At 63.7% G+C, this 24011-nt stretch carries 24 protein-coding genes; 5 read left to right on the top strand and 19 right to left on the bottom strand.

Translation table 11 applies throughout. The annotated features are described in order from the left end of the window. Positions 1 to 7: 7 nt before the first annotated feature. From DZK26_RS12965 to DZK26_RS12945, 5 genes are all read right to left on the bottom strand, one after another. Positions 8 to 1213: an MFS transporter gene (locus tag DZK26_RS12965; protein ID WP_116899267.1), complete on the bottom strand. Its 1206-nt coding sequence runs from the start codon at positions 1211 to 1213 to the stop codon at positions 8 to 10. Between the two features lie 34 nt (positions 1214 to 1247). Continuing rightward, positions 1248 to 1631: an RNA-binding S4 domain-containing protein gene (locus DZK26_RS12960; RefSeq protein WP_116899268.1), complete on the bottom strand. Its 384-nt coding sequence runs from the start codon at positions 1629 to 1631 to the stop codon at positions 1248 to 1250. A gap of 147 nt (positions 1632 to 1778) precedes the next feature. Beyond that, positions 1779 to 2621: an ion transporter gene (locus DZK26_RS12955; RefSeq protein ID WP_116899269.1), complete on the bottom strand. Its 843-nt coding sequence runs from the start codon at positions 2619 to 2621 to the stop codon at positions 1779 to 1781. After that, the gene (htpG, locus tag DZK26_RS12950) at positions 2605 to 4497 is read right to left on the bottom strand and encodes a molecular chaperone HtpG (RefSeq protein ID WP_116899270.1); all 1893 of its coding nucleotides are present in this window, start codon (positions 4495 to 4497) and stop codon (positions 2605 to 2607) included. Before htpG ends, DZK26_RS12955 begins: the two co-directional genes overlap by 17 nt. Positions 4498 to 4568: 71 nt before the next feature. Beyond that, the gene (locus tag DZK26_RS12945; RefSeq protein ID WP_116899271.1) at positions 4569 to 6290 is read right to left on the bottom strand and encodes a dipeptidyl-peptidase 3 family protein; all 1722 of its coding nucleotides are present in this window, start codon (positions 6288 to 6290) and stop codon (positions 4569 to 4571) included. 166 nt (positions 6291 to 6456) lie between these two features. Here DZK26_RS12945 and DZK26_RS12940 point away from each other — a divergent pair, with 166 nt between their 5' ends. Further along, a complete protein-coding gene (locus DZK26_RS12940; RefSeq protein WP_116899272.1) occupies positions 6457 to 7410 on the top strand; it encodes a M23 family metallopeptidase in 954 nt (317 codons plus the stop codon). Beyond that, positions 7314 to 7769, top strand: a complete 456-nt coding sequence (locus DZK26_RS14750) for a polymer-forming cytoskeletal protein (protein ID WP_116899369.1) — start codon at positions 7314 to 7316, stop codon at positions 7767 to 7769. Before DZK26_RS12940 ends, DZK26_RS14750 begins: the two co-directional genes overlap by 97 nt. 212 nt (positions 7770 to 7981) lie before the next feature. Here DZK26_RS14750 and rplS read toward each other — a convergent pair whose 3' ends face one another. From rplS to ffh, 5 genes are all read right to left on the bottom strand, one after another. Next, the gene (gene rplS / locus DZK26_RS12930) at positions 7982 to 8359 is read right to left on the bottom strand and encodes a 50S ribosomal protein L19 (protein ID WP_116899273.1); all 378 of its coding nucleotides are present in this window, start codon (positions 8357 to 8359) and stop codon (positions 7982 to 7984) included. 86 nt (positions 8360 to 8445) lie between these two features. Beyond that, positions 8446 to 9195, bottom strand: coding sequence for a tRNA (guanosine(37)-N1)-methyltransferase TrmD (gene trmD, locus DZK26_RS12925; RefSeq protein ID WP_116899274.1), 750 nt, complete (start codon positions 9193 to 9195; stop codon positions 8446 to 8448). Between the two features lie 4 nt (positions 9196 to 9199). Next, positions 9200 to 9715 (bottom strand): ribosome maturation factor RimM, encoded by a 516-nt coding sequence (gene rimM / locus DZK26_RS12920; protein WP_116899275.1) that lies wholly within the window; start codon positions 9713 to 9715, stop codon positions 9200 to 9202. A 4-nt stretch (positions 9716 to 9719) separates the two neighbouring features. Further along, complete coding sequence (gene rpsP, locus DZK26_RS12915; RefSeq protein WP_116899276.1) at positions 9720 to 9977, bottom strand: 30S ribosomal protein S16; 258 nt, start codon at positions 9975 to 9977, stop codon at positions 9720 to 9722. A gap of 104 nt (positions 9978 to 10081) precedes the next feature. Then, the gene (gene ffh, locus DZK26_RS12910) at positions 10082 to 11455 is read right to left on the bottom strand and encodes a signal recognition particle protein (protein WP_116899277.1); all 1374 of its coding nucleotides are present in this window, start codon (positions 11453 to 11455) and stop codon (positions 10082 to 10084) included. A gap of 69 nt (positions 11456 to 11524) precedes the next feature. On the opposite strand from ffh, the gene DZK26_RS12905 reads away from it, so the two are divergent. Continuing rightward, on the top strand, positions 11525 to 12352 hold the full coding sequence (locus DZK26_RS12905; protein ID WP_258870904.1) for an inner membrane protein YpjD: 828 nt from the start codon (positions 11525 to 11527) through the stop codon (positions 12350 to 12352). A gap of 4 nt (positions 12353 to 12356) precedes the next feature. Further along, positions 12357 to 13610, top strand: coding sequence for an HlyC/CorC family transporter (locus DZK26_RS12900; RefSeq protein ID WP_116899278.1), 1254 nt, complete (start codon positions 12357 to 12359; stop codon positions 13608 to 13610). 1 nt (position 13611) lies between these two features. On the opposite strand, the gene DZK26_RS12895 is transcribed toward DZK26_RS12900, so the two are convergent. Next, positions 13612 to 15651, bottom strand: coding sequence for a hypothetical protein (locus DZK26_RS12895; RefSeq protein WP_117238667.1), 2040 nt, complete (start codon positions 15649 to 15651; stop codon positions 13612 to 13614). Between DZK26_RS12895 and DZK26_RS12890 the strand changes: the two genes are divergently transcribed. Beyond that, positions 15639 to 16403, top strand: coding sequence for a response regulator (locus DZK26_RS12890; RefSeq protein WP_181918499.1), 765 nt, complete (start codon positions 15639 to 15641; stop codon positions 16401 to 16403). The two genes, DZK26_RS12895 and DZK26_RS12890, sit on opposite strands and share 13 nt — an antisense overlap. Before the next feature lie 2 nt (positions 16404 to 16405). On the opposite strand, the gene pdxJ is transcribed toward DZK26_RS12890, so the two are convergent. The 8 genes from pdxJ to DZK26_RS12850 form a co-directional block, all read right to left on the bottom strand. Then, positions 16406 to 17128, bottom strand: a complete 723-nt coding sequence (gene pdxJ / locus DZK26_RS12885) for a pyridoxine 5'-phosphate synthase (RefSeq protein ID WP_116899281.1) — start codon at positions 17126 to 17128, stop codon at positions 16406 to 16408. Further along, the gene (gene recO, locus DZK26_RS12880; protein WP_116899282.1) at positions 17125 to 17853 is read right to left on the bottom strand and encodes a DNA repair protein RecO; all 729 of its coding nucleotides are present in this window, start codon (positions 17851 to 17853) and stop codon (positions 17125 to 17127) included. The genes pdxJ and recO overlap by 4 nt, the downstream gene beginning before the upstream one ends. Positions 17854 to 17862: 9 nt before the next feature. Continuing rightward, on the bottom strand, positions 17863 to 18759 hold the full coding sequence (gene era / locus DZK26_RS12875; RefSeq protein ID WP_116899283.1) for a GTPase Era: 897 nt from the start codon (positions 18757 to 18759) through the stop codon (positions 17863 to 17865). Continuing rightward, entirely contained in the window at positions 18756 to 19496 is a 741-nt protein-coding gene (gene rnc / locus DZK26_RS12870; protein WP_404976208.1) for a ribonuclease III, read from the bottom strand. Before rnc ends, era begins: the two co-directional genes overlap by 4 nt. Next, a complete protein-coding gene (locus DZK26_RS12865; RefSeq protein WP_116899285.1) occupies positions 19474 to 19842 on the bottom strand; it encodes a DUF4845 domain-containing protein in 369 nt (122 codons plus the stop codon). The genes rnc and DZK26_RS12865 overlap by 23 nt, the downstream gene beginning before the upstream one ends. A 34-nt stretch (positions 19843 to 19876) precedes the next feature. Beyond that, positions 19877 to 20677, bottom strand: coding sequence for a signal peptidase I (gene lepB / locus DZK26_RS12860; protein ID WP_116899286.1), 801 nt, complete (start codon positions 20675 to 20677; stop codon positions 19877 to 19879). Between the two features lie 4 nt (positions 20678 to 20681). Beyond that, entirely contained in the window at positions 20682 to 22487 is a 1806-nt protein-coding gene (gene lepA, locus DZK26_RS12855; RefSeq protein WP_116899287.1) for a translation elongation factor 4, read from the bottom strand. A gap of 107 nt (positions 22488 to 22594) precedes the next feature. Beyond that, on the bottom strand, positions 22595 to 24004 hold the full coding sequence (locus tag DZK26_RS12850) for a DegQ family serine endoprotease (RefSeq protein WP_116899288.1): 1410 nt from the start codon (positions 24002 to 24004) through the stop codon (positions 22595 to 22597). Between the last annotated feature and the right edge of the window lie 7 nt (positions 24005 to 24011).

Here is a 24011-nt window from a genome sequence, read left to right as displayed (position 1 = left end):
GACCTATTCAGCCGGTCGACGTGGGCCGCAACCGCGCGGCGGCGATCGGCGGAACGATCACTGCATAGGCCAGGCAGAACGTCCCGATCGTCACCAGTGCGACGTCGCGCTCGAGCAAGCCACCCAGCACGACCGGGCCGGCGGCGGTCGACAGCACCATCAGCGACGCATAGACGCCGCGGATCATGCCCAGGCGCTCGGTACCGAACAGTTCGACCCAGACCGCACCGCTGACCACGCCGTTGACCCCGGCCGTCAATCCCAGTCCGGCGAACATCGTCCACAGGGCCGCCGTCGGCGGCAGGATGCCCAGCGCCAGCACGCCGACCCCGAGGGGCAGGAGATAGAAACGCAGCAATCCGCAGGCACTGAAGCGGTCGATCAGCCAGCCGCCGGCGAAAGCCGCCAGGGCCTGCATGCCGGCGAACAGCACGAAACCGGACGCGACCATGGGCAACGGCCAGCCCAGACGCTCGGCCAGCGAACCCTGATGCAGGAAGAGTGCAGTGACAATCAGGGGTGAAACCAGCACGACGGCCAGAACGCGCAGGAAGCGCCCGTGGACGAACAGCTTGCGGCGCGTGAACGGCACCGTTGCATTCCCCGGCTGCGCGTCGGCCGCCACCGGCCCGGCCCCGACCAGCGGCCGCGCCAGCGTGACCAACAGGGGAATGGCGACGAAAAGCACGGTGGCGGCAGCCAACCACCACACCGAGCGCCAATCGAGCCAGCCCAGCAACCCCGCGACCAGCGGCGGCAGCAAGGCCTCGCCGGCGATGAAGCCATAGCTGACCATGGCCACGGCCCGACCACGCCGGCGTACCGCATAGCGCGCGGCAGCGACCACGGCCAGGTGGCCGGTCAGGCCCTGCCCGGCCAGGCGCACCATGAACAGCCCGGCAAACAGCAGTGCCACATGCGGCGACCAGGCAATCATCGCCGCTCCACCCGCCAGCAGGGCCATGGTCAGGGCAATGGCCTTGCGCAAGGTCAGGTGGTCGGCCATGGCGCCGAGCCAGAACATGGCCAGGCCGCTGATCAGGGTGGCCGAACCGTACAGTGCTCCCAGTGCGGTTTCGCTCAGCTCGAAGCCGGTCCGGAAGTCCGAACCGAACAAACCGATGTAGAACGTCTGTCCGAACGACGAGAAAAGCGCGGCCAGAAACGCGAAACGGCCGGCCGGCGGCAAGCCGGTCGGTTGAGGTTCAGACATACGACGAACTACCGGCCTGGTGACGAGTGCGCACTCAGCCGCCCCGGTTGAACTTGCGCAACTGGCGGCGCTCGCGCTTGTCCGGGCGGCGTGCCGGGGCGACACCGGCGGCCTGTTTGAGGCGGCGCTCCTCCATTCGACGTTCCCGCGCCTTTCGACCGGCCTCGGTTTCGGTGTACATGGTCTGGGCCACCGGCGCGGATACGCGCTTTTCACCCACCTCGTCGACGATGATCTCGAATCGCATCTCGCCCTTGGTGATCTCCAGACGATCGCCGCGGCGGACCAGCCGCGAGGCTTTCGGAGCGTGGCCGTTGATATCGACCTTGCCGCCCTTGATGGCCTGCTGGGCCTTGCCGCGCGTCTTGAAAAAACGCGTGGCCCAGAGCCACTTGTCGAGTCTTACGGCTTCTGACATGGGCAACAACCTTCTTTTGCGATCATCGAGTTTAAAGGTCTCGAAAACCCAAAACCCAAAACCCAAAACCCTGAAACCACTGAAGACACGGAAAACACGGAACAAAACCAAAAACGTTCTATCCGTGCATTCCGTGCCCTTCCGTGGTTACTGTGTTTTGTCTTTCTGTTCGTTTATCGGGAATCGCTCCAGCTGCGCGAGTCTTTGGTTGATCGAGCGTAGCTCCTCGAGCAACTGTCGGCGCTCCAGGTCCTCTTCGTCCTGGTGAATGGACTGGGTAGCGGTCACGATGATCGCGATGAACAGGTTGAGCACCATGAAGCTCGAGACCAGGATGAACGGCACGAAGAAGACCCAGGCCCAGGGAATGGCTTCCATCATCGGCCGCGCGATGCCCGAGGACCACGACTCGAGGGTCATGATCTGGAACAGCGAAAACAGGCTCGCCCCCAGGCTACCCCAGTACTCGGGGAACCGTTCACCGAAGAGCATGGTGCCCATCACGGCGAAGACATAGAAGACCAGCAACAACAGCAGGGCCGTCCAGCCCATGCCCGGCAGCGCGCGCAGGAGCGACTCGATGATCACCCTGAGCTTGGGCACCTGCGAGAGCAGGCGCAGCACCCGCAAGACACGAAGCGCGCGCAGGATTTCCAGCGGACCGGCCGTGGGCACAAGCGAAGCACCGACGACCAGAAAATCGAACACGTTCCAGCCAGAGCGAAAGAAACGCGGACCGAAAGCGATGAGCTTGAGCCCGATCTCGACGATGAATACGCCGAGAATGACGGTGTTGGCCGCGAGCAACAAGTCGCCAGCACGAGCCATTACCGCGGACGAGGTTTCCAGGCCGAGGATGATCGCGTTGACGACGATCAGCGCGATAATGAAGCGACTGAAGGCCCGGCCCTCGACCCAGCGGCCCAGCCGCTCGCGCCAGCCGCCGGCGGCAGCCGGCGCCAGCGCTCCCCCGTCAGGCCGAGGCGGCATGATCGTCGTCGTTCTCGCCGTTCTTGCCCAGGGCATCGACCAGCAGGCTGTTGACGCGCTTCACGTAGGCGGCCGGGTCGGCCAGTTCACCCCCTTCGGCGAGCAGCGCCTGGTCGAACAGCAGCTGCGAGAGCTCGCTGAAACGCGAATCGTCGTCTGCGGCGGCCATGGTCTCGAGCAGCGGGTGAGCGGCGTTGATTTCGAGGTCGGGCTTGGTCTCTGGCACCTCCTGGCCGGCCTGGCGCAGCATTTTCTGCATCTGCAGGCTCATGGCGTCGTCATCGCTGACGATGCAGCCGGGCGAGTCGGTCAGTCGTGACCCGGCGGTCACGTTGCCGACCTGCTCGCCCAGAGCCTTCTTGATGCGGCCGGCCAGTTGCTTCGCCGACTCGTCCGGCTCGGCCTGGTCGTCTTCCAGATCGAGCTTGCCGCTGGCCGCGGACTTGAGCTGCTTGCCCTTGTACTCGTGCAGGTGGGCGACCAGCCACTCGTCGATGCGGTCGGTCAGCAGCAGCACCTCGATACCGCGCTTGCGAAATACCTCCAGGTGGGGGGAGTTCTTCGCCACCTTCAGGCTGTCGGCGGTCAGGTACCAGATGGTGTCCTGACCCTCGACCATGTTCTCGACATAGCTGTCCAGGCCGACCGATTCATCGTCGGACTTGCTCGAGGCGAATCGAAGCAGCGAGGCGATGCGCTCGCGCTGCTCGAAATCCTCGATCACACCTTCCTTGAGGACGCTGCCGAAGGCCTTGTGGAATTTTTCCCAGGCCTCGCCGCCTTCGCCGGCCAGCTTCTCGATCAGATCGAGCGAACGCTTGATCACTGTGGCGCGAATCTTCCGGACAAGCGGGTTGTCCTGCAGGATCTCGCGCGAGATGTTCAGCGGCAGGTCTGCCGAGTCGATCACCCCGCGAATGAATCGCAGGTAGCGCGGCACGACCTGCTCGGCGGCATCCATGATGAACACCCGCTGGATGTAGAGCTTGACCCCCTCGCGTTCGTCACGGTTGATCAGCATGTCGAACGGCGCCTGCGACGGCAGGTAGAGCAGCATGCTGTAGCGCTGGCTGCCCTCGACGTGATGGTGGGCCCAGCTCAGCGGCTTTTCCTCGTCGCCGGTCAGGCTGGTATAGAACTCCTGGTATTCCTCGTCGGAGACTTCCGACTTCGCCCGCGCCCAGAGCGCCTTGGAATCATTGACCGTTTCCGGCTCGTCGTCCTTGCCGGCTTCGGCCAGGCGGATCGGGAAGGCGATGTGGTTGGAGTAGTGACGGATGATGCGCTTGAGCTGCCAGTCCGAAAGCAGGTCCTTGTGATCGTCATGCAGCGTGAGCGTGATGGTGGTGCCCTGCTCGTCGCGCCGGATCGCTTCGATCTGGTACTCGCCCTCGCCCGTCGAAACCCAGCGTACACCGTTGTCGGCCGAATCGTCGGCGCGGCGGGTTTCGACCGTGACCTCGGAGGCGACGATGAAAGCGGAGTAGAAACCGACGCCGAACTGGCCAATCAGCGCGGCATCCTTCTGCTTGTCACCGGACAGTGATTCCAGAAACTGCCGGGTGCCGGAGCGGGCGATGGTGCCGAGATTGTCGATCACCTCTTCCCGGTTCATGCCGATACCGCGGTCGGAGACCGTCAGCGTGCCCGCCTTGCTGTCGAACCGGACATCGATGGCCAGGTCCTGGTCGGCGCCCTTGAGTACTTCGTTGGTCAGTGCCTCGAAGCGCAGCTTGTCGCTGGCGTCCGAGGCGTTGGAGATCAACTCGCGCAGGAAGATTTCGCGATTGGAATAAAGCGCGTTGACCATCAGCTTGAGTAGCTGATGGACCTCCGTATCGAAACGGTGGGTTTCCGGGGCGTTTGCTTCACTCATGGCAGCGTCGTTACAGTTGTCTGGACTGCTGACGAAGTGGGCGCAAACACCCCGGCTTTCAAGCCCTCTTGCTATTCAAGGCCAATTCCGAGAACGTCCTTTCCCTGTCGGAATTTCACGTCCACCGGGATACCGGCGGTGTCGATGCGGTCGAGGTCGGACTGCAGTTCCTCGCCGATCACGCCAAGTTCATCGAGCATGCGGTCGGCCTTGTCGTAGTCGCCGTCGCCCTGCATCACCAGGATTTCGCGCGAGAGCGCGTCGATGGCCTCGCTGAAGCGGTCCTTCACGACGCGGTAGTGGCCGTTCTCGTCGCGTTCGAAGGCGCCGAAGTCGGCGAAATAGTTGAAGCGCATCATGTTGGCGCGGCCGTGGGCGCTCGAGGCGCCGAACCGAACCGAACGGAAGATCCCGGCCAGGAAGGTGACGTAGTAATCCATGATGTCACCCTCGAGCTCGCCGGCCTCGCTGAGCTCGCGCACCATGTACAGGCCCAGCACATCGGCCTTGCCCTCCTCGTGCGGGCTGGCGTGCTCCTTGAGCGCGGCGCGTACCGTTCCCTCGCCTTCCACCAGGTTCTTGATGCCCAGGCCGTGGGCCACCTCGTGGAACATGGTATTGCCGAAGAAGGCGTCGAAGCTGATGTGCTCGCGCTGGTCCTCGGCGATGACCACATCGGCGATCGGCAGTAGGATGCGGTCGAACTTGGCGCGCATGGCGTTCTTCAGCTGCGAGCGGCGCGTGCCCTTGGCCAGCTGCACTTCCTCGTCGTTGGGCAGGTTGACGGCAATCGTCTTCGAGCCGGCGTTGGAGTCGCCGGCGTAGTAGACCACGTCATAGGCGTTGAGCTCGGCGTCGCCGCCCGGCTCCTCGGCCTTGTAGGCTTCGGGTACGGGCAGGTTGCGCTGCAGCTCGGGCAAGAACTCGGCAAAGCGCGCCAGACGCTCGCTCCACTCGAGATCCTTGATCAGCACGTAAGCCTCGAAGGCCGCCTTGTAGCCGTAGCGCTGGTCTTCGTAGGTCTCGATCGGCCCGTAGATCAGGTCGACCTTGTTGCCCTCGACATCCATCCAGGCCAGGTCGGAGGGCTGGTAACGGTTGGTCACCAGCGCGTCGGCCCGCAGCCGCAGGTAATGGGCGAAGCTTTCGTTCTCGGCCAGTTCGGCGGCACGCTCGAGCATTTCGGCCGCGTCGGCCAGTCGCTCTGCGTAGAACTCGTTGTAGGGCTCGACCGTCAGCTCGCCGGCCTCATCGCGACGGATCAGGGTGTAGAGATCGTCCTTGCCGCTGTCTTCGAGGGCTTCGAACTCCGCGTCGCTCATGTCGGCCGGATAGAAATTGGCGCCCGACGGCTTGGGTCCGTATCCCGGCACGAAAGGCCGGTTGCCGGCGAGACGGTCCCAGGGACCGTAATTGATGCGGGCGAACTCGCGCGTGGGCTCGTCATCGATCTGTTCGAGCAGGGCATCGCGCTCGCCGAAGGCCTGGTGCCAGAAAAGCTCGTCCATGATCCGGCTTGCGTCGATGAGCACGGCCACCATGCGGCGTTGATCATCGCTGAGATGGCCCAGATCCGACTCGAGGGTGAATTCCGAGTAGATTTCCGGCCGCGGCTCGGCCACGGCCTGCTTCGCGCCTTCGGCCGCTTTCGGTTCCGTTGCGGCAGAGGACTGTTCACTCGCCTGCTCTGCACTCGATCCGCTGTCGGAAACGGTGGCATCGTCCTCATCGCCGACACCGCCGCAAGCAGCCAGGTAAAGGCACAGGAAAAGCGCTGAAATCGTCTTGCTCATGACCGGGACTCCGTCGACATGGTATTCGGGAATGCCCGGAATTCTAACCCGCAAAACCGCGCCCGTTTGCAACCGGGCGGCAGCCCTCGCATAATTGGCGCCCCGCTCGTTCGACAAAATCGTCCCGAATCGGGCCCTTACAACAACAAGAAGTCAACACCAGCACATGCGGCAAAGCTATTACGTCACGATCACCGACTACCGGGGTTCGCGTCATTTCACGCTCGACCAGCTGGTCCGGCGCGTCATCGCCGGGGCGGCCATCGGCCTTGCCGTGGTGATGGTCGTCGGCGCAGTCAGCATCCTGCTGCTGTCGAACAAGGTCGGCTCGCTCAACGGCCAGGTCGCCGAGCTGGCTGCCGAAAAGGAAAACATTCGGGCCGACAAGGAGCGCCTGGCCGGGCAACGGCGGGAGCTGGAACGGGAAGTCCGGCAACGCAGCCGCGAACTGGCCGTTCTCGGCACCGAGGTGCAGCGTATCGAAACCCTGGTGGGGCTGGAGTCCTCGAACGAGCGCCCCCTGGCCCGGAGAATCGACACCGCCGCCCAGACTGCTTTCGAAAAGCGGCTGATGCTGCGCTCGATCCCCAGCGGCTTCCCGGTGCAGTCCGGGCGTGTGACCAGCGATTTCGGCATGCGCCAGCATCCCATCCACGACCACGAGGCTCTGCACGGCGGCGTGGACCTGCGCGCCAAGCGCGGCACCCCCATCTATGCCACTGCCGACGGCGTGGTCGAATGGGCCGCCGTTCATCAGAGTTCCGGCCTGGGCAAGATGGTCAAGCTGGTCCACAACTACGGCTTCTCGACCATCTACGGCCATCTCGACGAAATCGAGATCGACTCGGGCAGCTACGTCAAGCGTGGCGACCTGCTCGGCTATTCCGGCAATACCGGCCAGTCGGCTGCGCCACATCTTCACTACGAGGTTCGCTACCTGCAGCGCCGCCTCGACCCTTCACCCTTCCTGCGCTGGTCGCTGGAAGAATACGATGTGCTATTCAGCGAAGAGGATCGCGTTCAATGGGAATCATTAACCGAGGTCGTCCGGACGGCGTCCAGAACGCCGGAACGACCGTCATTGCAGCAGGTTCAAAGCTTGTCGGCGACCTCGCCCTGAGCGACAACCTGCACGTCGACGGTCGAATCGAGGGAAACGTTCAGTCCGAGGCGGAGGTAGCCATCGGGCAGGAAGGCCATTTCGTCGGCGAGTTGCAGGCCGAGCACGTCCTCGTCAGCGGCCGCTTCGAAGGCAACGTCGATGCCAGAAGGCTGGAAATCGTCGCCGGCGGCCGGGTCGAGGGCGATGTCACGGTCGCCGAACTGGTGATCGAACCGGGCGCCCTGTTCAACGGCAACAGCAAGGTTCGCGAGTCGCACAACCGATCACAGCCTGTCGCTGACCGCAAGAAGGCAGCGCCAGAAGAGAAAAAAGCACAGCCATTACCGGAAGCCAAGACCAGCAAAGCAGCCTCGTAGTGAAACGGATGGGGCGTTTTGGTCATTCGAATTTCGGAAATTCGAATTTGTTTGGTACTTGATGCTTCGAATTTGAAAATTTCAAACCGGAGCTAGTGCCAAAAAGCAGCCTGCCTTGCGGCCATCCTTAATCGAAGTTCCCACCCGTCAGTTCCAGACACAAAAAAGGCCAGCCGCCCGGCTGGCCTTTTTTGTTCGCAGCGTCGTCCGGATTAGGCGCTGGCGCGCCGCTTGCGGTTCGAACTCGAGAGCTTTTCCTTGATTCGAGCGGCCTTGCCTTCCAGATCGCGCAGATAGAACAGCTTGGCGCGACGCACCTTGCCCTTGCGCTTGACCTTGATCGATTCGATCAGCGGGCTGTAGGTCTGGAAAACGCGCTCCACGCCGGTGCCGTGAGACACCTTGCGCACCGTGAAAGCGGAGTTGACGCCGCGATTGCGCTTGGCGATGCACACCCCTTCGAAGGCCTGCACGCGCTCACGGTCGCCCTCGCGAACCCAGAGGTTGACCACGATCGTGTCGCCGGCGGCGAAATCCGGGATCTCGCGTTCGGTCTGTTCCTTGTTGATTTCGTCGATGATATTGCTCATGACTGCTTGTTCCCATTGGCGCTTTGACTGAGGGCGCGTTCTTGCCCCACCCCGGGGCAGACAAGCCGGTTATTGTAACCGGTTTTTCAGCGCCTGTCTCGCTTCGCGTCAGAAAATTCCGCCAGGATCTGCTCGTCGTCGGCATCCAGATCACGCCCGCTGAGCAAATCCGGCCGACGTCGCCGGGTCCGCTCGATGGCCTGGGCGCGTCGCCAGCGCTCGATACGGGCATGATCACCGCTGAGCAGAATTTCCGGAACGGCATGCCCCCGCCAGGATTCGGGGCGCGTGTAATGCGGACAGTCCAGCAGCCCGTCGGAGAATGAATCCTGCTCGGCCGAGCATTCGTGGCCGAGCACCCCCGGCAGCAGGCGCACAACCGCGTCGATCATCACAGCCGCGGCCGGCTCGCCGCCGGAGAGCACGAAATCGCCGATCGACCATTCCTCGTCGACGAGCGTCTCCATCACACGTTCGTCGATGCCTTCGTAGCGCCCGCAAACCAGGATCAGCCGCTCGCGCGCGGCCAGCTCCTGGACGATCCCCTGCTCGAGGGTGCGGCCCTGCGGACTCAGGCAGCCGACGCGCGCTCCCGCGTCGCCGCCCCGCGCCGCCTCGATGGCTTTCGCCAGCGGTTCCGGCCGCATCACCATGCCCGGACCACCGCCATAGGGGCGATCGTCGACGCTGCGGTGAACGCCTTCGGCATAATCGCGCGGATTCCAGCAGTGCAGTTCGACCGTGCCGTCGGCGATGGCCCGACCGGTCAGACCGAGCTGCTTGAGCGAACCGATCCAGTCGGGGAAGAGGGTGATGACGTCGATGCGCGAGAGCATGACCTCACTCCGACTCGATCCAGTCGACTGGCCAATCGACGGTGATCCGGCCGCCGTCCAGGTCGACCTGGCGCACGAATTCATCGGTCACGAAGGGAATCAGGACGATGCCGTCTTCACCGTGGATTTCGAGGACATCGTGGGCGCCCGTTTCCTGCATCTTCTCCACCCGCCCGTAGACGTGACCCTCCAGGTTGATCACCTCCAGGCCGATCAGATCATGCCAGTAGTATTCACCGGGTTCGAGCTCGGGCAGCGTCGAGCGCGCGACGCGAATGGTCTGTCGGCCAAGCGCCGTCGCCTGTTCAGGCGTGTCGACGCCACTGAGCTTGGCCACCAGCCGGGGACCCGACTGCTGCCACTGTTCGATTTCGAGGGAATCGCCGCGGTCGCCGACCAGCCACGGCTGATAGTCGAAGATGGCCGTCGGCGGCCGGGTTTCGGACCAGATCTTGACCCAGCCGCGAACGCCCCAGGGACCGTTGAATCGGCCGACGACGACCGATTCGTCTGGCCTCATTGGTTCAGGCCGCGGCCTGCGCCCGGCGTGCTTCGTTGGCCAGATCGCGAACGCGCTCGGAAATCTGCGCGCCCTGGTCAAGCCAGTACTCCACGCGCTCGACATCGAGTCGCAGGCGCTCGTTCTGACCGCGCGCCACCGGATTGAAAAACCCGAGCCGTTCGATGGGACGGCTGTCGCGGGCATTGCGGCTGTCGGTCACGACAATGTGATAGAAGGGCTGCTTCTTGGCGCCACCCCGGCTCATGCGAATCTTGACCATGCTCTCTCCTGATACGCCCCGGAGCCGCTACGGCTCCGTTGCTTGCAATTGCTGAATTCGGCAAACCCGCAATTTTAGCGGATTCTCACGCTGTATGGAAGGGGTTAAAAGGGCATTCCACCCCCGCCGCCGGGCATGCCGCCCGGCAGGCGCTTCATCATCTTGGCCATCGAACCCTTGTTGCCGACCTTCTTCATCATCTTCTGCATCTGCTTGTGCTGTTTGAGCAGGCGATTGACGTCCTGGATCTGCAGGCCCGAGCCCGCAGCGATGCGACGCTTGCGCGAGCCCTTGATGATGTCGGGAAAGCGGCGCTCCTTGGGCGTCATCGAGTTGATGATGGCCACCATGCGCCGCGTCTGCTTGTCGTCGACCTGCGACTTGACCGCGTCGGGCAGGTTGCCCATGCCCGGCAGCTTGTCCATCAGCGCGCCCATGCCGCCGAGCTTGTCCATCTGCAGCAGCTGGTCGCGGAAATCGTCGAGGCCGAAGCGCCGGCTGCCCTTGCCGACCTTGCCGGCCAGCTTCTTCGCCTGCTTCTGATCGACCGTGCGCTCGACGTCCTCGACCAGACTCAATACGTCTCCCATACCCAGGATGCGCGAGGCCAGCCGGTCGGGATGGAAGGGCTCGATCCCGTCGATCTTCTCGCCCGTGCCGAGGAACTTGATCGGCGCGCCGGTGATGTGACGCACCGACAGTGCAGCGCCGCCGCGGGCGTCGCCGTCGGTCTTGGTCAGCACCACGCCCGAAAGCGGCAGCGCCTCGTGGAACGCTTTGGCGGTGTTGGCCGCGTCCTGGCCCGTCATGGCATCGACGACGAACAGCACTTCGGCCGGGTCGGCAGCGGCATACACGCGGCGAATCTCGTCCATCATCGCCTCGTCGACGGCCAGGCGGCCGGCGGTATCGAGTATCAGGACGTCGGCGAACTGCCTGCGCGCCTGGCCGACGGCATCTTCGGCAATGCGCACCGGATCGGCGGCCTCTTCGGAGCGGAAGAATCCGGCCTCGACCTGGCCGGCCAGGGTTTCGAGCTGATCGATGGCCGCCGGCCGGTAGACGTCGCAGCTGGCCAGCATGACCTTTTTCTTCTCGCGCTCCTGGAGATACTTGGCCAGCTTGCCTGCGGTGGTCGTCTTGCCGGCGCCCTGCAGGCCGGCCAACAGGATGACCACCGGCGCCTGACGTTCCAGGTTCAGCGGTGCCTGTTCGTCCCCGAGGACGTGCTTGAGCTCCTCGTGCACGACCTTGACCAGTGCCTGGCCGGGCTTGAGGCTCCTGGTGACCTCCTGCCCTACCGCCCGGTCGCTGACACGAGCGATGAAGTCCTTGACCACGGGCAGCGCGACGTCGGCCTCGAGCAGAGCGACGCGAACTTCGCGCAGGGATTCGCGAATATTGTCCTCGGTCAGCCGGCCGCGGCTTCTGAGCCGTTCCAGCGAACCGGACAGTCGTTTGCTGAGCTGGTCGAACATTAGAATGCTTCTTACAGATCGGTATCAACACATTATACTGGGACGAAGTCTTCTGCAGTCGCTCATCACTTGGACAAGAACGCTCTGTTTCACCTGATGCCGATCGCCATCTACCTGGGCGCCACGGGCGACCTGGTACTGGCCGAACTGCGCGACCGTCGGCAATTCCGCCAGACGGGCGTCATCTTCGCGGCGCTCGGCGTGGTTCTGCACGGCCTCGCCCTGTCGCATGCCATCGATACGCCGGCCGGGTGGGACTCCAACTTCATCAACATGCTGTCGCTTTCGGCCCTGCTCGTGATGGGCACGCTCGTCGTCACGGCGATCGCGACGCGCTCGGGCGAAGCCTGCATGATCGCCCTGCCCGGCGCGGCGCTGTGTGTGGCGCTGCAATGGCTGGTGCCGATCGAACCGCTGATTCTGGGTCAGTTGTCCACCACGGCCCGATTGCACATCATCAGCTCGCTGATGGCCTACAGCCTTTTGAGCATCGCCGCGATCAACGCGCTGATGCTCGCCGCCCAGGACTACGCGCTACGCCATCCGCGGCTGGTTCACCGCCTGGAATTCCTGCCGCCGCTGGCAGTGATCGAAACCATCATGTTCCGGCTGATTCTGGGGGGATGGCTCCTGCTTACGCTCAGCCTGGCATCCGGCATGCTCTTCATCGACAACCTGTTTGCCCAGCACCTGGTCCACAAGAGTGCCTTGTCAATCCTCTCCTGGTTACTGTTCGGCCTGCTCCTGCTCGGCCGCTGGCGGCTGGGCTGGCGCGGCCGCCGGGCGGTTCGGTGGACGCTGATCGCCATGGCCGTGCTGGTGCTGGCCTACTTCGGCAGCAAGCTGGTGCTGGAGGTTTTCCTGGATCGCAGCTGGCAGGCTCCGCCCCCGGGCTGACGTCATGACCGAAGCGCCGCTGTCCGCACTGTTCACCCTGCTGGCCATCCTGATCGTGCTGTCGGCTTTTTTCTCCAGCTCCGAGACAGGGCTGGTGGCCCTCAACCGTTACCGTATGCGCCACCACGCCAATAGCGGCCACCGCGGCGCGAAGCTGGCGCAACGCCTGCTGGCCAAGCCCGATCGGATGTTCGGCATCATCCTGCTGGGCAACAACATGGTCAACATTCTCGCGGCCTCGGTGGCAACCGTCATCGCCATCCGGATACTTGGCGAATCGGGCATCTGGGTGTCCACGCTGGTGCTGACTGCCGTGATCCTGGTCTTCGCAGAGGTTGCACCCAAGACCCTGGCCGCACTCAAACCCGAGCGCATCGCCTATCCGGCCAGCTATGTGCTGGTCCCGTTGCTGAAGCTGCTCTACCCGGCAGTCTGGCTGGTCAACGTGCTGGCGGCCACCCTGTTGCGCCCCTTCGGCGCCCACAAGCTCAGCGCCCAGGACTCCATCAGTCGGGAGGAGTTGCGCACCCTGGTCAAGGAAGGCGGGCGACACATTTCCCTCGACCACCGTCAGATGCTGATCAACATTCTCGACCTCGAGCACGGCTCGGTCGACGACGTGATGGTGCCCCGCCAGGACATCGTCGGCATCGACCTGGAGGCCGACTGGGACGAAATCCTGCAAACGCTCGAGACCAGCATCTACACACGCCTGCCGGTATGGCGCGGCGACCTGGAGAACATGATCGGCGTGCTCCACATCCGTTCCGTGCTGCCGGGGCTCACGCAGGGCCTTCTGCAGCGGGATACGCTCGAGAAGGCCATCCGGTCAGCCTACTTCGTACCCGAAGGGACGCCGCTAACCCAGCAGCTGCTCGAGTTCCAGACGCGCGAACGGCGACTGGGCCTGGTTGTCGACGAGTACGGCGACATCCAGGGTCTGGTCACGCTCGACGACATCCTCGAGGAAATCGTCGGTGAATTCACCAGCGAGCGCGGTAACCGCCAGCGCCTGATGCGCAAGCTCGAAAACGGCGACTGGATCATCGACGGCGGCGCGACCGTGCGCATGCTCAACCGGCGCTTCGACTGGGGCCTTCCCGTCACCGGCGCCAGGACGCTCAACGGCCTGATCCTCGAACATCTGGAGTCCTTGCCCGACGGCCGCACCAGCCTGCGCATCGGTGACCATATCTTCACCATCGTCGACATGGTCGACAAGCGCATCCGGAAGGTCCAGGTCAGGCAGGTGCGGTGACTCAACCGCTGGTGACCGCCACCAACTGCGCGACCAGTCGCGGCCAGTCGATCAGGCGACGATGACCGACCACGTCGAGGTGCGGCAGGCCGCGGCCCTCGACGATGTAGAAACCGCCCGACTCGTGTGGCGCGACGCCGTCGATGTGACAGATATTGCGATCCAGGCGGCATGCCAGACCGGCACGGCGGTACGGAAATTCCTCGAACATGCGCAACACCGTGACGCCGATGGCCGCCGCGCCGCCGCCGAGACGGGAGAGATTCTCCACGGCACGCTGGCTGATGCGTCGGCTCGGGGCGTCGTCATGCGTATAAAGGCGTGCATCCATGGCCACCGGCCGCCAATCGAGTAACCGCAGATCGCGCATCCAGCCCGACATCTCGCCCTCCATGTGGCCGAAATTGAAGGTGCCGGTCAACTCCGCCAGGTCGAGTCGCTCGATCTCGACCTGGGCGGCCAGCGCGGGCAGCGAGCCGAAAGGACGCTCGATGACCAGCTCGCTCATGCGGATACCGCCGGAAAATGCCCCGATATCGATGCCGCCGTCAAAGGCGATCGTCTCACCGCTGACGCGCACACCCGGAAAACTGCCCGACAATTGACCGCCAAAACTCGGCAGGCCGAGCATCTGCGTCAAGCCGGCCAAATCGAGCGGCTCAATGCTCGCATCCAGCGTGATCGAGTGTTCGCCGGTGTCGTCAGCGGCGAGATTCAGTCGATCGACCACCACGGCGCCATCGAGCAACGGCAGCCTCAAGGCCCGGGTAAGCTGCCAGTCGGCCGGCTTGCCGCTGGCCGTCAGCCGCGAGCCGCCGAACACCAGTTGGAATAGTTCGAGACCGTCCCAGGCCAGGTCGGCCAGTAGCCGTTCCGACGAACGCTGCAGACGCCCGTCCACGGAGTCGACAGCAAACCGTCCTGCCGCATCGCGGGCGCTGACACCGTCCAGTTGAAGGTCCAGCGATTCGAGCCGCCCGGTTCGCCATCCAAGCGAGGCGGTCATCTCGCCTTCGGTCGCCAGATCCGGCAATCCGCTGGCCGATGCCGGACCGTCTCCCCAGCGCCGCCAGGCACCGGGAAAGTCGACTCGCGCCTGGTCGATGTCGAGTTCGGCCAGCCGCCAACCATCGCCTCCGGCCTGGAGGACAAGTCGACCCTCGGCCTCGACCAGACCACCGTCATCGATCTTCAGCGAGTCGACGCGCAGGTTTTCTCCCGGCTTGAATACACCCACCATATCGAGCGTCAGGGGACGCTCGGGCGGGGGCAGATAAATCGGGCCCGCCAATAGTTCGCCGGCGCTTTGAGACAGCGCCGCGGAAAATTCGAGCGGCTCCCCTGCCGCAAGACCGATCAGCTCCCCGCGCAATCCCAGCGAAAGTCCGGCGCCGGCAACCCGTCCGTCGGCGCGGTCAAACCCCGTGTCGACGATATCGAGCTCGAACGTCATCAGGCCCTGCGATAGCTCGGCAAACCCGTTCAGCCGTCCCTCGAGAACACTCAGGCCCAGCGACTCGAGCAAACTCGCCGGCAGTGCAGCCAGATCGAAATCATCGAAGCGAAACGATGCCGGCGGCAATGGATCAACATCGCCGGACGGCCAGCCGACCCGGCCGGAAAGGCCGATATCGTCCAGCTCGAAGCCAATGCCCGCCCGGGTTTCCGGCCGACTCAAACGGCCGGCCAGCGTGGCGCCGCCATGCGTCTCCTGCCACTGAAACCGCCCCGATGCACACCATGGCCACGCTCCCTGCAGCCCGCCCAGGGAACAGTTCACGCTCAACGAACCCTGCAAGCCTGCGACCGCCAGGCCATCGATTTCCAGACGCCAACTCGAACCGGCTTCCGGATCGAGGGACGGCGCGAGCGCGATTTCCGCCGACTGCCAGCTCACCGGGCCGGCATGGCCGGCCGCCGACTCCAGCACGAGACGGTTTTCAGCCTGGACAGCGGTAACATGCAGCGCCAGCAATATCAGCGAGACGACGGTTCTTCCCGCCGCACGGCTCGGGTAAGATGGCAGCCATGAAGCCAACATCACGCTACTCGATCGAAGCGCTCAGCGTGCTGGTGGTCGACGACCACCGCATCAATCGCGAGTTTCTCGGCACGGGCCTGAGCCGTGTGGCCGGACGCGTCGAGCTGGCCGAGGACGGACCGGGCGCGATCGAGCTGTGCGAACGTGAGGATTTCGATGTGATTCTCATGGATCTGCACATGCCGCGCATGGACGGTCTGGCAACAGCCAACAGGATACGCGATCTCGACGCTCACTCTGCGCACGCACAGATGGTTGCGCTGACGGCCGACGCCCGGCCCGAGGAACGATTCAGGCTGCTCGAAGCCGGCTTCGACGACTATCTCAACAAGCCGATCAGCATCCCCGACCTGGTCGAGGCGATCGAAGCCCTTTTCAATCCGGGCGCCCGCCGCACACCGCAGGAACAGCCGGCGGCCCCGACGCAGCTCATCGACCGGACCCGTGCGCTGGCAGCCGCCAATGGCGAAGCGGAGCTGGCGAGCCGGCTACAGGACATGCTGTCGAACGAACTCGACGAGAAACTGCCAGAGCTCGACCGCATGATGACCGCCAGGGAATACGGCGAGGCGGCCGAACTGCTGCACCAGTGGGCCGGCGCAGGCGGCTACGCCGGAGCCACACGCATGACCCAGGCCTGCCGAATGCTGCGCCAGCGGCTGCTGTCCGGGCTGGACAGCTCACCGGGCACCGCCTATCTCAATTTTCTGCGAATCGCCCACGCAACCCGGCAGGCCTTGCGTCACGTCTGACTTCAGGCATCGGCGATCAGCCGACGCATTTCCCGAACCGCCGCATCCAGACCGCTGAAAACGGCGCGCGAGACGATGGCGTGGCCGATATTGAATTCGGCGATGCCGTCGATGGCCGCCACCGGCCGAATGTTGTGATAATCGAGGCCGTGGCCGGCATTGACCACCAGGCCGAGTCGGTGACCGATCGCAACCGCCTGGCGCAGGCGCGTTAGTTCCTCGGCCGCTGCCCGTCCCCGCGCCTCGGCAAAGGCGCCGGTGTGAAGCTCCACCACCGGGGCACCGACGGATACGGCCAGTTCGAGCTGCACCGGGTCGGGATCGATGAACAGGCTGACGCGAATGCCGGCCGCCGCCAGGCGCTCGCAGGCCTCGGCGATACGTTCCCGGCCGGCGGAAACGTCCAGTCCGCCTTCGGTGGTCAACTCCTGACGACGCTCCGGAACGAAGCACACATCACTCGGCTGTACGCGCTCGGCGATGCCGACCATCTCGTCGGTGACGGCCAGTTCGAGGTTCATACGCGTGCCAATCGTCTCCGAAAGCAGGCGGACGTCGTCATCCTGAATGTGGCGGCGATCCTCGCGCAGGTGAATGGTGATGGCGTCGGCACCGGCCTGCTCGGCCATGAGCGCGGCCTGCACGACCGATGGATGATGCCCGCGCCGGGCCTGTCGCAGGGTTGCTACGTGGTCGATATTGACACCCAACAGCGCCTGACTCATGACTCGCTTCCTCCTGTCCTTCCCGTCGCTGCGCCGGCGAGCAGCCGGCGCGAGGCCAGCTCGCGGCCGGCCAGGTGATGATCGATCAATTGCCGCATCAACTCGCGCATTTCGCGGGCCGTTTCACGTTCGTCGGTGGTGCCCGCCTCCAGCGCGCGAATAGCGGCACCACTGAAGACAGCCCCACCCGGTCGATCGACCGGCACGAAACCGGCTTCCGGCTGTAGATGATACAACCCGTCGGGTTCGATGACCGTGCCTTCGGCATCGCTGTGGAAATCCGGCGCAACCCCCATATCCCGAAGAAGCACCAGCTCGAAACGGCGCAACAGCAGCGACTGCGGGACTTCGCCTGACGCCAACCCGGAAAGGACCACATCGCAGGCATCGAAAAGCCGTGGATGGGGGTCGTCACGCTCAAGCAGGCGCAACAGCAATTCATTGACATAAAGACCGCACCACAGCGCCCGACCCGTCAGTCGATAACGCGGCCCGGTTGTATCCAGCGAAGTCAGCGTGCCCATCTCGCCGCGTCTCGACCAGGAAGCCGCCAACGGGACGAACGGCTCGGCCAGGCCGCGCCAGGCCGAGCGTGCCGATCGCGCACCTTTCGCCACGAGGCCGACACGCCCGTACTCGCGGGCGAAAAACTCGATCAGCAGGCTGGACTCACGCCAGGGTCGGCGATGGACAACCCAGCCCGGCTGCTCCTCGACGCGGGGCATCAGGGTTCCTCAGGTATCGCGACGGTAGCCGAGCTCGTCGAGCGCGGCTTCGTCATCCATCCAGTCGGCGCGTGTCTTGACGTGCAACTCGAGATGAACACGCTCGTCGAGCAGGTCGGCGATACGATGACGCGCCCGCGTGCCGACGCGCTTGAGTACCTGGCCGCCTTTGCCGATGACCATCCCCTTGTGCCGATCGCTGGCGACCAGGATCAGCGCATCGATCTCGACACGCTTTGCCGTGCGCTCGAAACGCTCGATGACGACCGTCGTGCCATAAGGGATTTCCTGGTGCAACTGCAGCATGAGCTGCTCACGAATGAGTTCGGCGACCAGGAATCGCTCGGGCTTGTCGGTAAACAGGTCGGGATCGAACACGGGCTCGGCTTCGGGCAGATGCCGGAAGACTTCCTCCAGCAGGTCGTCGAGCCCCTTCGACTTCTCCGCCGAGAGGTAGACCACGGCGTCGAAATCGACTTCCGAACTCAGTTCCGCGGTTTTCTCGAGCAGCTTCGTACGATCATCGAGCAGGTCGATCTTGTTGAAAGCGAGCATCTTCGGTCCATCGAGCTGCTCCACCATTTCCAGCACCCGGCGATCCTCGTCAGTCCAGCGCGTGGCATCCACCATCATGACCACCAGGTCCACACCCTGGCGGGTATCGGCAGCAATCCGGTTGAGCCGGCGATTGAGCGCGTGATCGCGTCGGCGATGCAGGCCCGGTGTGTCCACGAACACCGCCTGACCCTGCACGCGGTTGACGATTCCCGTAATTCGGTGTCGGGTGGTCTGCGGCTTGTGCGTGACGATTGCCACACGTTCGCCCACGAGGGCGTTGATCAGGGTCGACTTGCCGACATTGGGACGGCCCAGTAAGGCGACATAACCACTGCGCTGAGAAGTCATGAATACTTCCCGGCCCGGCCCACGGAAGCCTTGCCGCTTCCGGATTCGAACAAGTCCTTGAGATGGTCGTGCATCAACCGGGCAGCCGCCTGTTCCGCCTTGCGGCGACTGCCGGCTTCGGCCCGGACGGGATCGAGCAGGGAACCGGCCCGGCATTCCACCTCGAACTGTTTGGCATGGTCGGCGCCGGACTCCGAAATCACCCGGTATTCGGGGAGTTCGTAACCCCGACCTTGCAACAGTTCCTGCAGCCGGGTCTTCGGATCCTTGAGACTGTCGGCATCCGGCAAGTCGGCGAGACGACCGGCAAACAATTCACAGATCACGCGTCGCGCCTCGGCGAAGCCGCCGTCGAGATAGATCGCCCCGATGATGGCCTCGAACACATCGGCCAGGATCGACTCGCGCAGGAAACCGCCGCTTTTGAGTTCACCCGGACCCAGTCGGAGATGGTCGCCCAGGTTCAGTTCGCCCGCCAGCCGGGCCAGGGTGACATCGCGCACGAGTCGGGATCGAAGCCGGCTCAGATCGCCTTCGGCGGCATGGGGCCGGTCGCAAAAGAGCTGCTCGGCGATCACCATGCTCAACAGGCTGTCGCCGAGAAATTCCAGACGTTCGTAGTGACGGGGGCCGAAGCTGCGATGAGTGCACGCCTGCTCGAGCAGGCTCGCATCATCGAACCGGTAGTCGATACCGGGGATCCGATCGATACGGTCAGTTCCGGAGGGCTTCGGCACTGTTGAAACGGATGATGGCGTCGATGTTGCCGATGAGGTGCTGCTCGACATCGTACTTCACGACCAGCCGAATCTCATCACCGCGCTCGATGGCGATATGCTGCGGTTCGACGTGTTCCACATAGCTGACATTCAGCCGCCGAATCAACTCGCGACGAATCGTGTTGGGCGGCTTGTTGGCCGATCCCGGTTCAGACGCCACGGCCTTGACTTCGCTCATCACCGAGAAGTGATTGAGATAGACGGGCACCAGTTTGATACCGATATAGGTAAAGAACAGAACCAGGACAAGAATCATGATGAAGCCGAGCAGGCTCAACCCACGCTGGTTTTGTATCAATTGCATTATTCGCGTCCCTCAGGTTTCCACACCCCCCGGTTCACTGGATTTTATCACCGATTCGCTCGAAATCGACACAACCGCGCGAGCAGTCCCAGTGCATCCAGATTCTGACCGCCTTGCCCACCAGGTTCTCTTCCGGCACGAATCCCCAGGCGCGGCTGTCCAGCGACTGATCCCGATTGTCACCCATGACGAAGTAGTGCCCTTCCGGCACCGTCACCGCATCGACGCGCCTGTTCGGGCGACTCGGGTAGACGACAATCGGGTGCGGTTCGTCGGTAAGATATTCCAGGCGCATGACCGGGCGGGTTCCCGGGACGTTGCGGTTGAGACCCACGCCTTCCCAACGCCCGGCCGGCTCCTGCTCGACGGCCTCGCCGTTGATGTAGAGCACCTTGTTGCGATAGGTGATGGTGTCGCCCGGCAAACCGACAACACGCTTGATGTAGTTGACCCGTTCGTCCTCGGGAAAGCGGAACACGATGATGTCGCCGCGCTCGGGCTCGCCGGTCTCGACGATCTTGCTGTTGAGCACGGGCAATCGCAGGCCGTAGGCGTACTTGTTGACGACGATGAAATCACCGATCCACAGCGTGGGAATCATCGAGCCGGACGGAATCTTGAACGGCTCGAAAAGAAAGGATCGGAAGACCAGCACCAGCAACAGGACCGGAAAGAGCGAGCCGACCACCTCGACCGTCTTGTGGACGCCCTGCGGTTCGTCTTCCCCGGGGTGCTCCTGCCGATGGCGTCGACGGAAATAATACCGTTCCGCCAGCCAGAATACGGCCGTAACCAGCGTCAGCACAGTCAGGATGAGCGCGAAATCCAGATTCATCGTTCTATTTCTCCTGGTCGGTTCGCAGCACGGCCAGGAAGGCCTCCTGCGGAATGTCGATCTTGCCGACCGATTTCATGCGGCGCTTGCCGGCTTTCTGCTTTTCCAGCAGCTTGCGCTTGCGGGTGACGTCGCCGCCGTAGCACTTGGCGGTCACGTTCTTGCGATAGGCCTTGACGGTCGAGCGGGCGATGACATGCGAGCCGATGGCCGCCTGAATAGCGACATCGAACATCTGCCGCGGAATCAGTTCACGCATGCGATCGGCCAGTTCACGTCCGCGCCGCTCGGCCTGGTCACGGTGCACGATCGTCGACAGCGCATCCACTTTTTCGCCATTGATCAGCAAATCGAGGCGCACGAACGGCCCGGCCTCGTAGCGCAGGAAATCATACTCGAAAGAGGCGAAACCGCGGCTGACGGACTTGAGGCGGTCGAAAAAGTCCATGACCACCTCCGACATCGGCAAGGCGTAGGTCAACTGCACCTGCCCGCCGAGAAAGCGCATGTCGCGCTGCTCGCCACGCTTTTCCTCGCACAGGCCGATGACCCCGCCAACGTAGTCCTGCGGCACCAGGATGTTGGCCAGGATCACCGGTTCGCGAATTTCGGAAATCTTGTTGGCCGGCGGCAGGCCGGCCGGATTGTCGAGCGACACGATTTCGCCGTCGCTCATCTCGAGTTCGTAGATCACCGTCGGCGCGGTGGTGATCAGGTCGAGATCGTACTCGCGCTCGAGGCGCTCCTGCACGATCTCCATGTGCAGCATGCCGAGAAAGCCGCAGCGGAAACCGAAGCCCAGCGCCATGGAGGTTTCGGGCTCGAACTGAAGGGCGGAGTCGTTGAGCTGCAGTTTTTCCAGCGCTTCGCGCATATCGGGATAGTCGGAAGCGTCAATGGGAAAGATGCCGGCAAACACGCGTGGCTTGAGTGGCTTGAAACCGGGCAGCGGCGCCTCGGCCGGCTGGCGGGCAGACGTGATGGTGTCACCGACCGGCGCACCGTGGACTTCCTTGATGCCGGCGGCGATGAAACCCACCTGGCCGCAGCCCAGTGTGTCGCGCGGGCTGCGCTTGGGCGTGAAAATACCGATCTGGTCGGCCTGGTGCTCATCACCGGAGGACATGACGCGAATCTTCTCGCCCTTCCTGAGTCGGCCTTCCTTGATGCGAACCAGGGAATTGACACCCAGGTAATTGTCGAACCAGGAATCGATGATCAAGGCCTTCAGCGGTGCCTCGGGCTTGTCGGCCGGCGGCGGGATTCTTTGTATCAGGGCTTCCAGGATCTCGCGCACACCATCGCCCGACTTGGCGCTGACCAGCAGCGCGTCCGAGGCATCAATACCGATGATGTCCTCGATCTGGTGCTTGACGCGCTCGGGATCGGCTGCCGGCAGATCGATCTTGTTGATGACCGGGATGACCTCCAGTCCCTGCTCAACCGCCGTGTAGCAGTTGGCCACGCTCTGGGCCTCCACCCCCTGGGCGGCATCCACGACCAGCAGCGCGCCCTCGCAGGCCATCAGGGAGCGGGAGACCTCGTAGGAGAAATCGACATGACCGGGGGTGTCGATGAAGTTGAGTTGGTAGACCTCGCCGTTGTCGGCGTGATAGTCGAGCGTCACGCTCTGGGCCTTGATCGTAATGCCGCGCTCGCGCTCGAGATCCATCGAATCGAGCACCTGTTCGGCCATCTCCCGCTCGGTCAGGCCCTCGCAGGCCTGGATGAATCGATCGGCCAGTGTCGACTTGCCGTGGTCGACATGGGCGATGATCGAGAAATTGCGGATATGGCGGGTATCAGTCATGGATCCTTGAGCAGCGCGCAATCAGATCGCCCCCGCAAGTCACGGGGGCGATCACGGTGTAAAGAGCGTGGATTATACCGGCCCGGGGCGGCCGGCGACCAATCGCATCACTCTTCGGCGCCGGTTTCGGGGCGATAGGCCAGGAATGCGGTCACACCGTTGGGCTGCTGAACCAGCAGGGCCACGTTGCGACCGGACTCGACCCCGGAGACGATACGGTTGAAGTCGTCCATGCCTTCAATCGGCTGGTTGTTGATCATCAGGATCAACTGGCCACTGCGAATACCGGCGCGATAGGCGTTGTCGCTTTCAACGTCGGCAATCAGCACGCCACCGTCGGGATCGCCGTAGCGCTGGCGCAGTTCACCAGTCAGCGGCTCGACGATCAGACCCAAGGCGTTGGACGGCTCCGCGTCGCTGTCGCCGTCCATGCCCTGCTCGACCGACTCGCCTTCGCGTTCACCCAGGGTCACATCGATTTCCTGGCGTTCACCCCAGCGCCAGATGGTCATTTCGGCCTCCGTGCCTGGGCGCTCCATGCCGACCAGCGGCGGCAGCTCGGAATGCTGGTCAATGGGTGTGCCGTTGAACTCGAGAATGACGTCGCCGACCTCGATACCAGCCTCCTCGGCGGGACCGCCGGGCTCGACGCTATTGATCAGTGCACCCTTGGGTCGCTCCAGACCGAGGGCATCGGCCTGTTCACGTGTGACGGCCTGCAACTGCACGCCCAGGAAGCCACGCGCCACACTGCCGGTCTCGAGCAATTGCTCGATGGAGTTCTGCGCAACCTCGCTGGGAATCGAGAACGACAGGCCGATGTTGCCGCCGTGCGAACTCAGGATCCAGGAGTTGATGCCGACCACCTCACCGTCGGTACTGATCAGCGGGCCGCCGGAGTTGCCGCGGTTGATCGCCACATCGGTCTGGATGAAGGGAACGTACTGCTGGCGTGCGCCCTGGCTGCGGCCCTTGGCGCTGACGATGCCGGCCGTCACCGACTGCTCGAACTGAAATGGCGAACCGATGGCGATGACCCATTCGCCAGGCTCGAGATCCTCGGTCGAACCGAACTCGAGCGTGGGCAGGTTTTCCGCATCGATGCGCAGCACGGCAATATCGGTCTCGGCGTCGGAGCCGATCAGCTCGGCCTCGAATTCACGCCGATCGGCCAGGCGCACGATGATTTCATCGGCGCCGTCGATGACGTGGTGGTTGGTCACGATCAGGCCGTCGGACTCGATGATGAACCCGGAGCCCCCGCCCATCCGATCAGGCTGTCCGCCACGACCGAAGGGCTCATCGAAGAAGCGACGAAAGAACTCGGGCATGTCTTCCGGCATCCGGTTACCTTCCTCGGCTGTCTCGTCCGGCCGGGTTCCGAAGCGGGTGGTCTCGATGTTGACCACCGCGGGATTGGAGGCCTCGACCAGGCCGGTGAAATCCGGCTGGCCCAGAACCGGCTGAGCGGACAGCAGCAGAAGCAGAATCGCGGTCGAATTAAGGAATCTGTGCATGATTGAG

Source organism: Wenzhouxiangella sp. 15190 (assembly GCF_003417465.1).
Classification (GTDB): domain Bacteria; phylum Pseudomonadota; class Gammaproteobacteria; order Xanthomonadales; family Wenzhouxiangellaceae; genus Wenzhouxiangella.
This window is presented reverse-complemented; position numbering and strand designations above follow the sequence as displayed.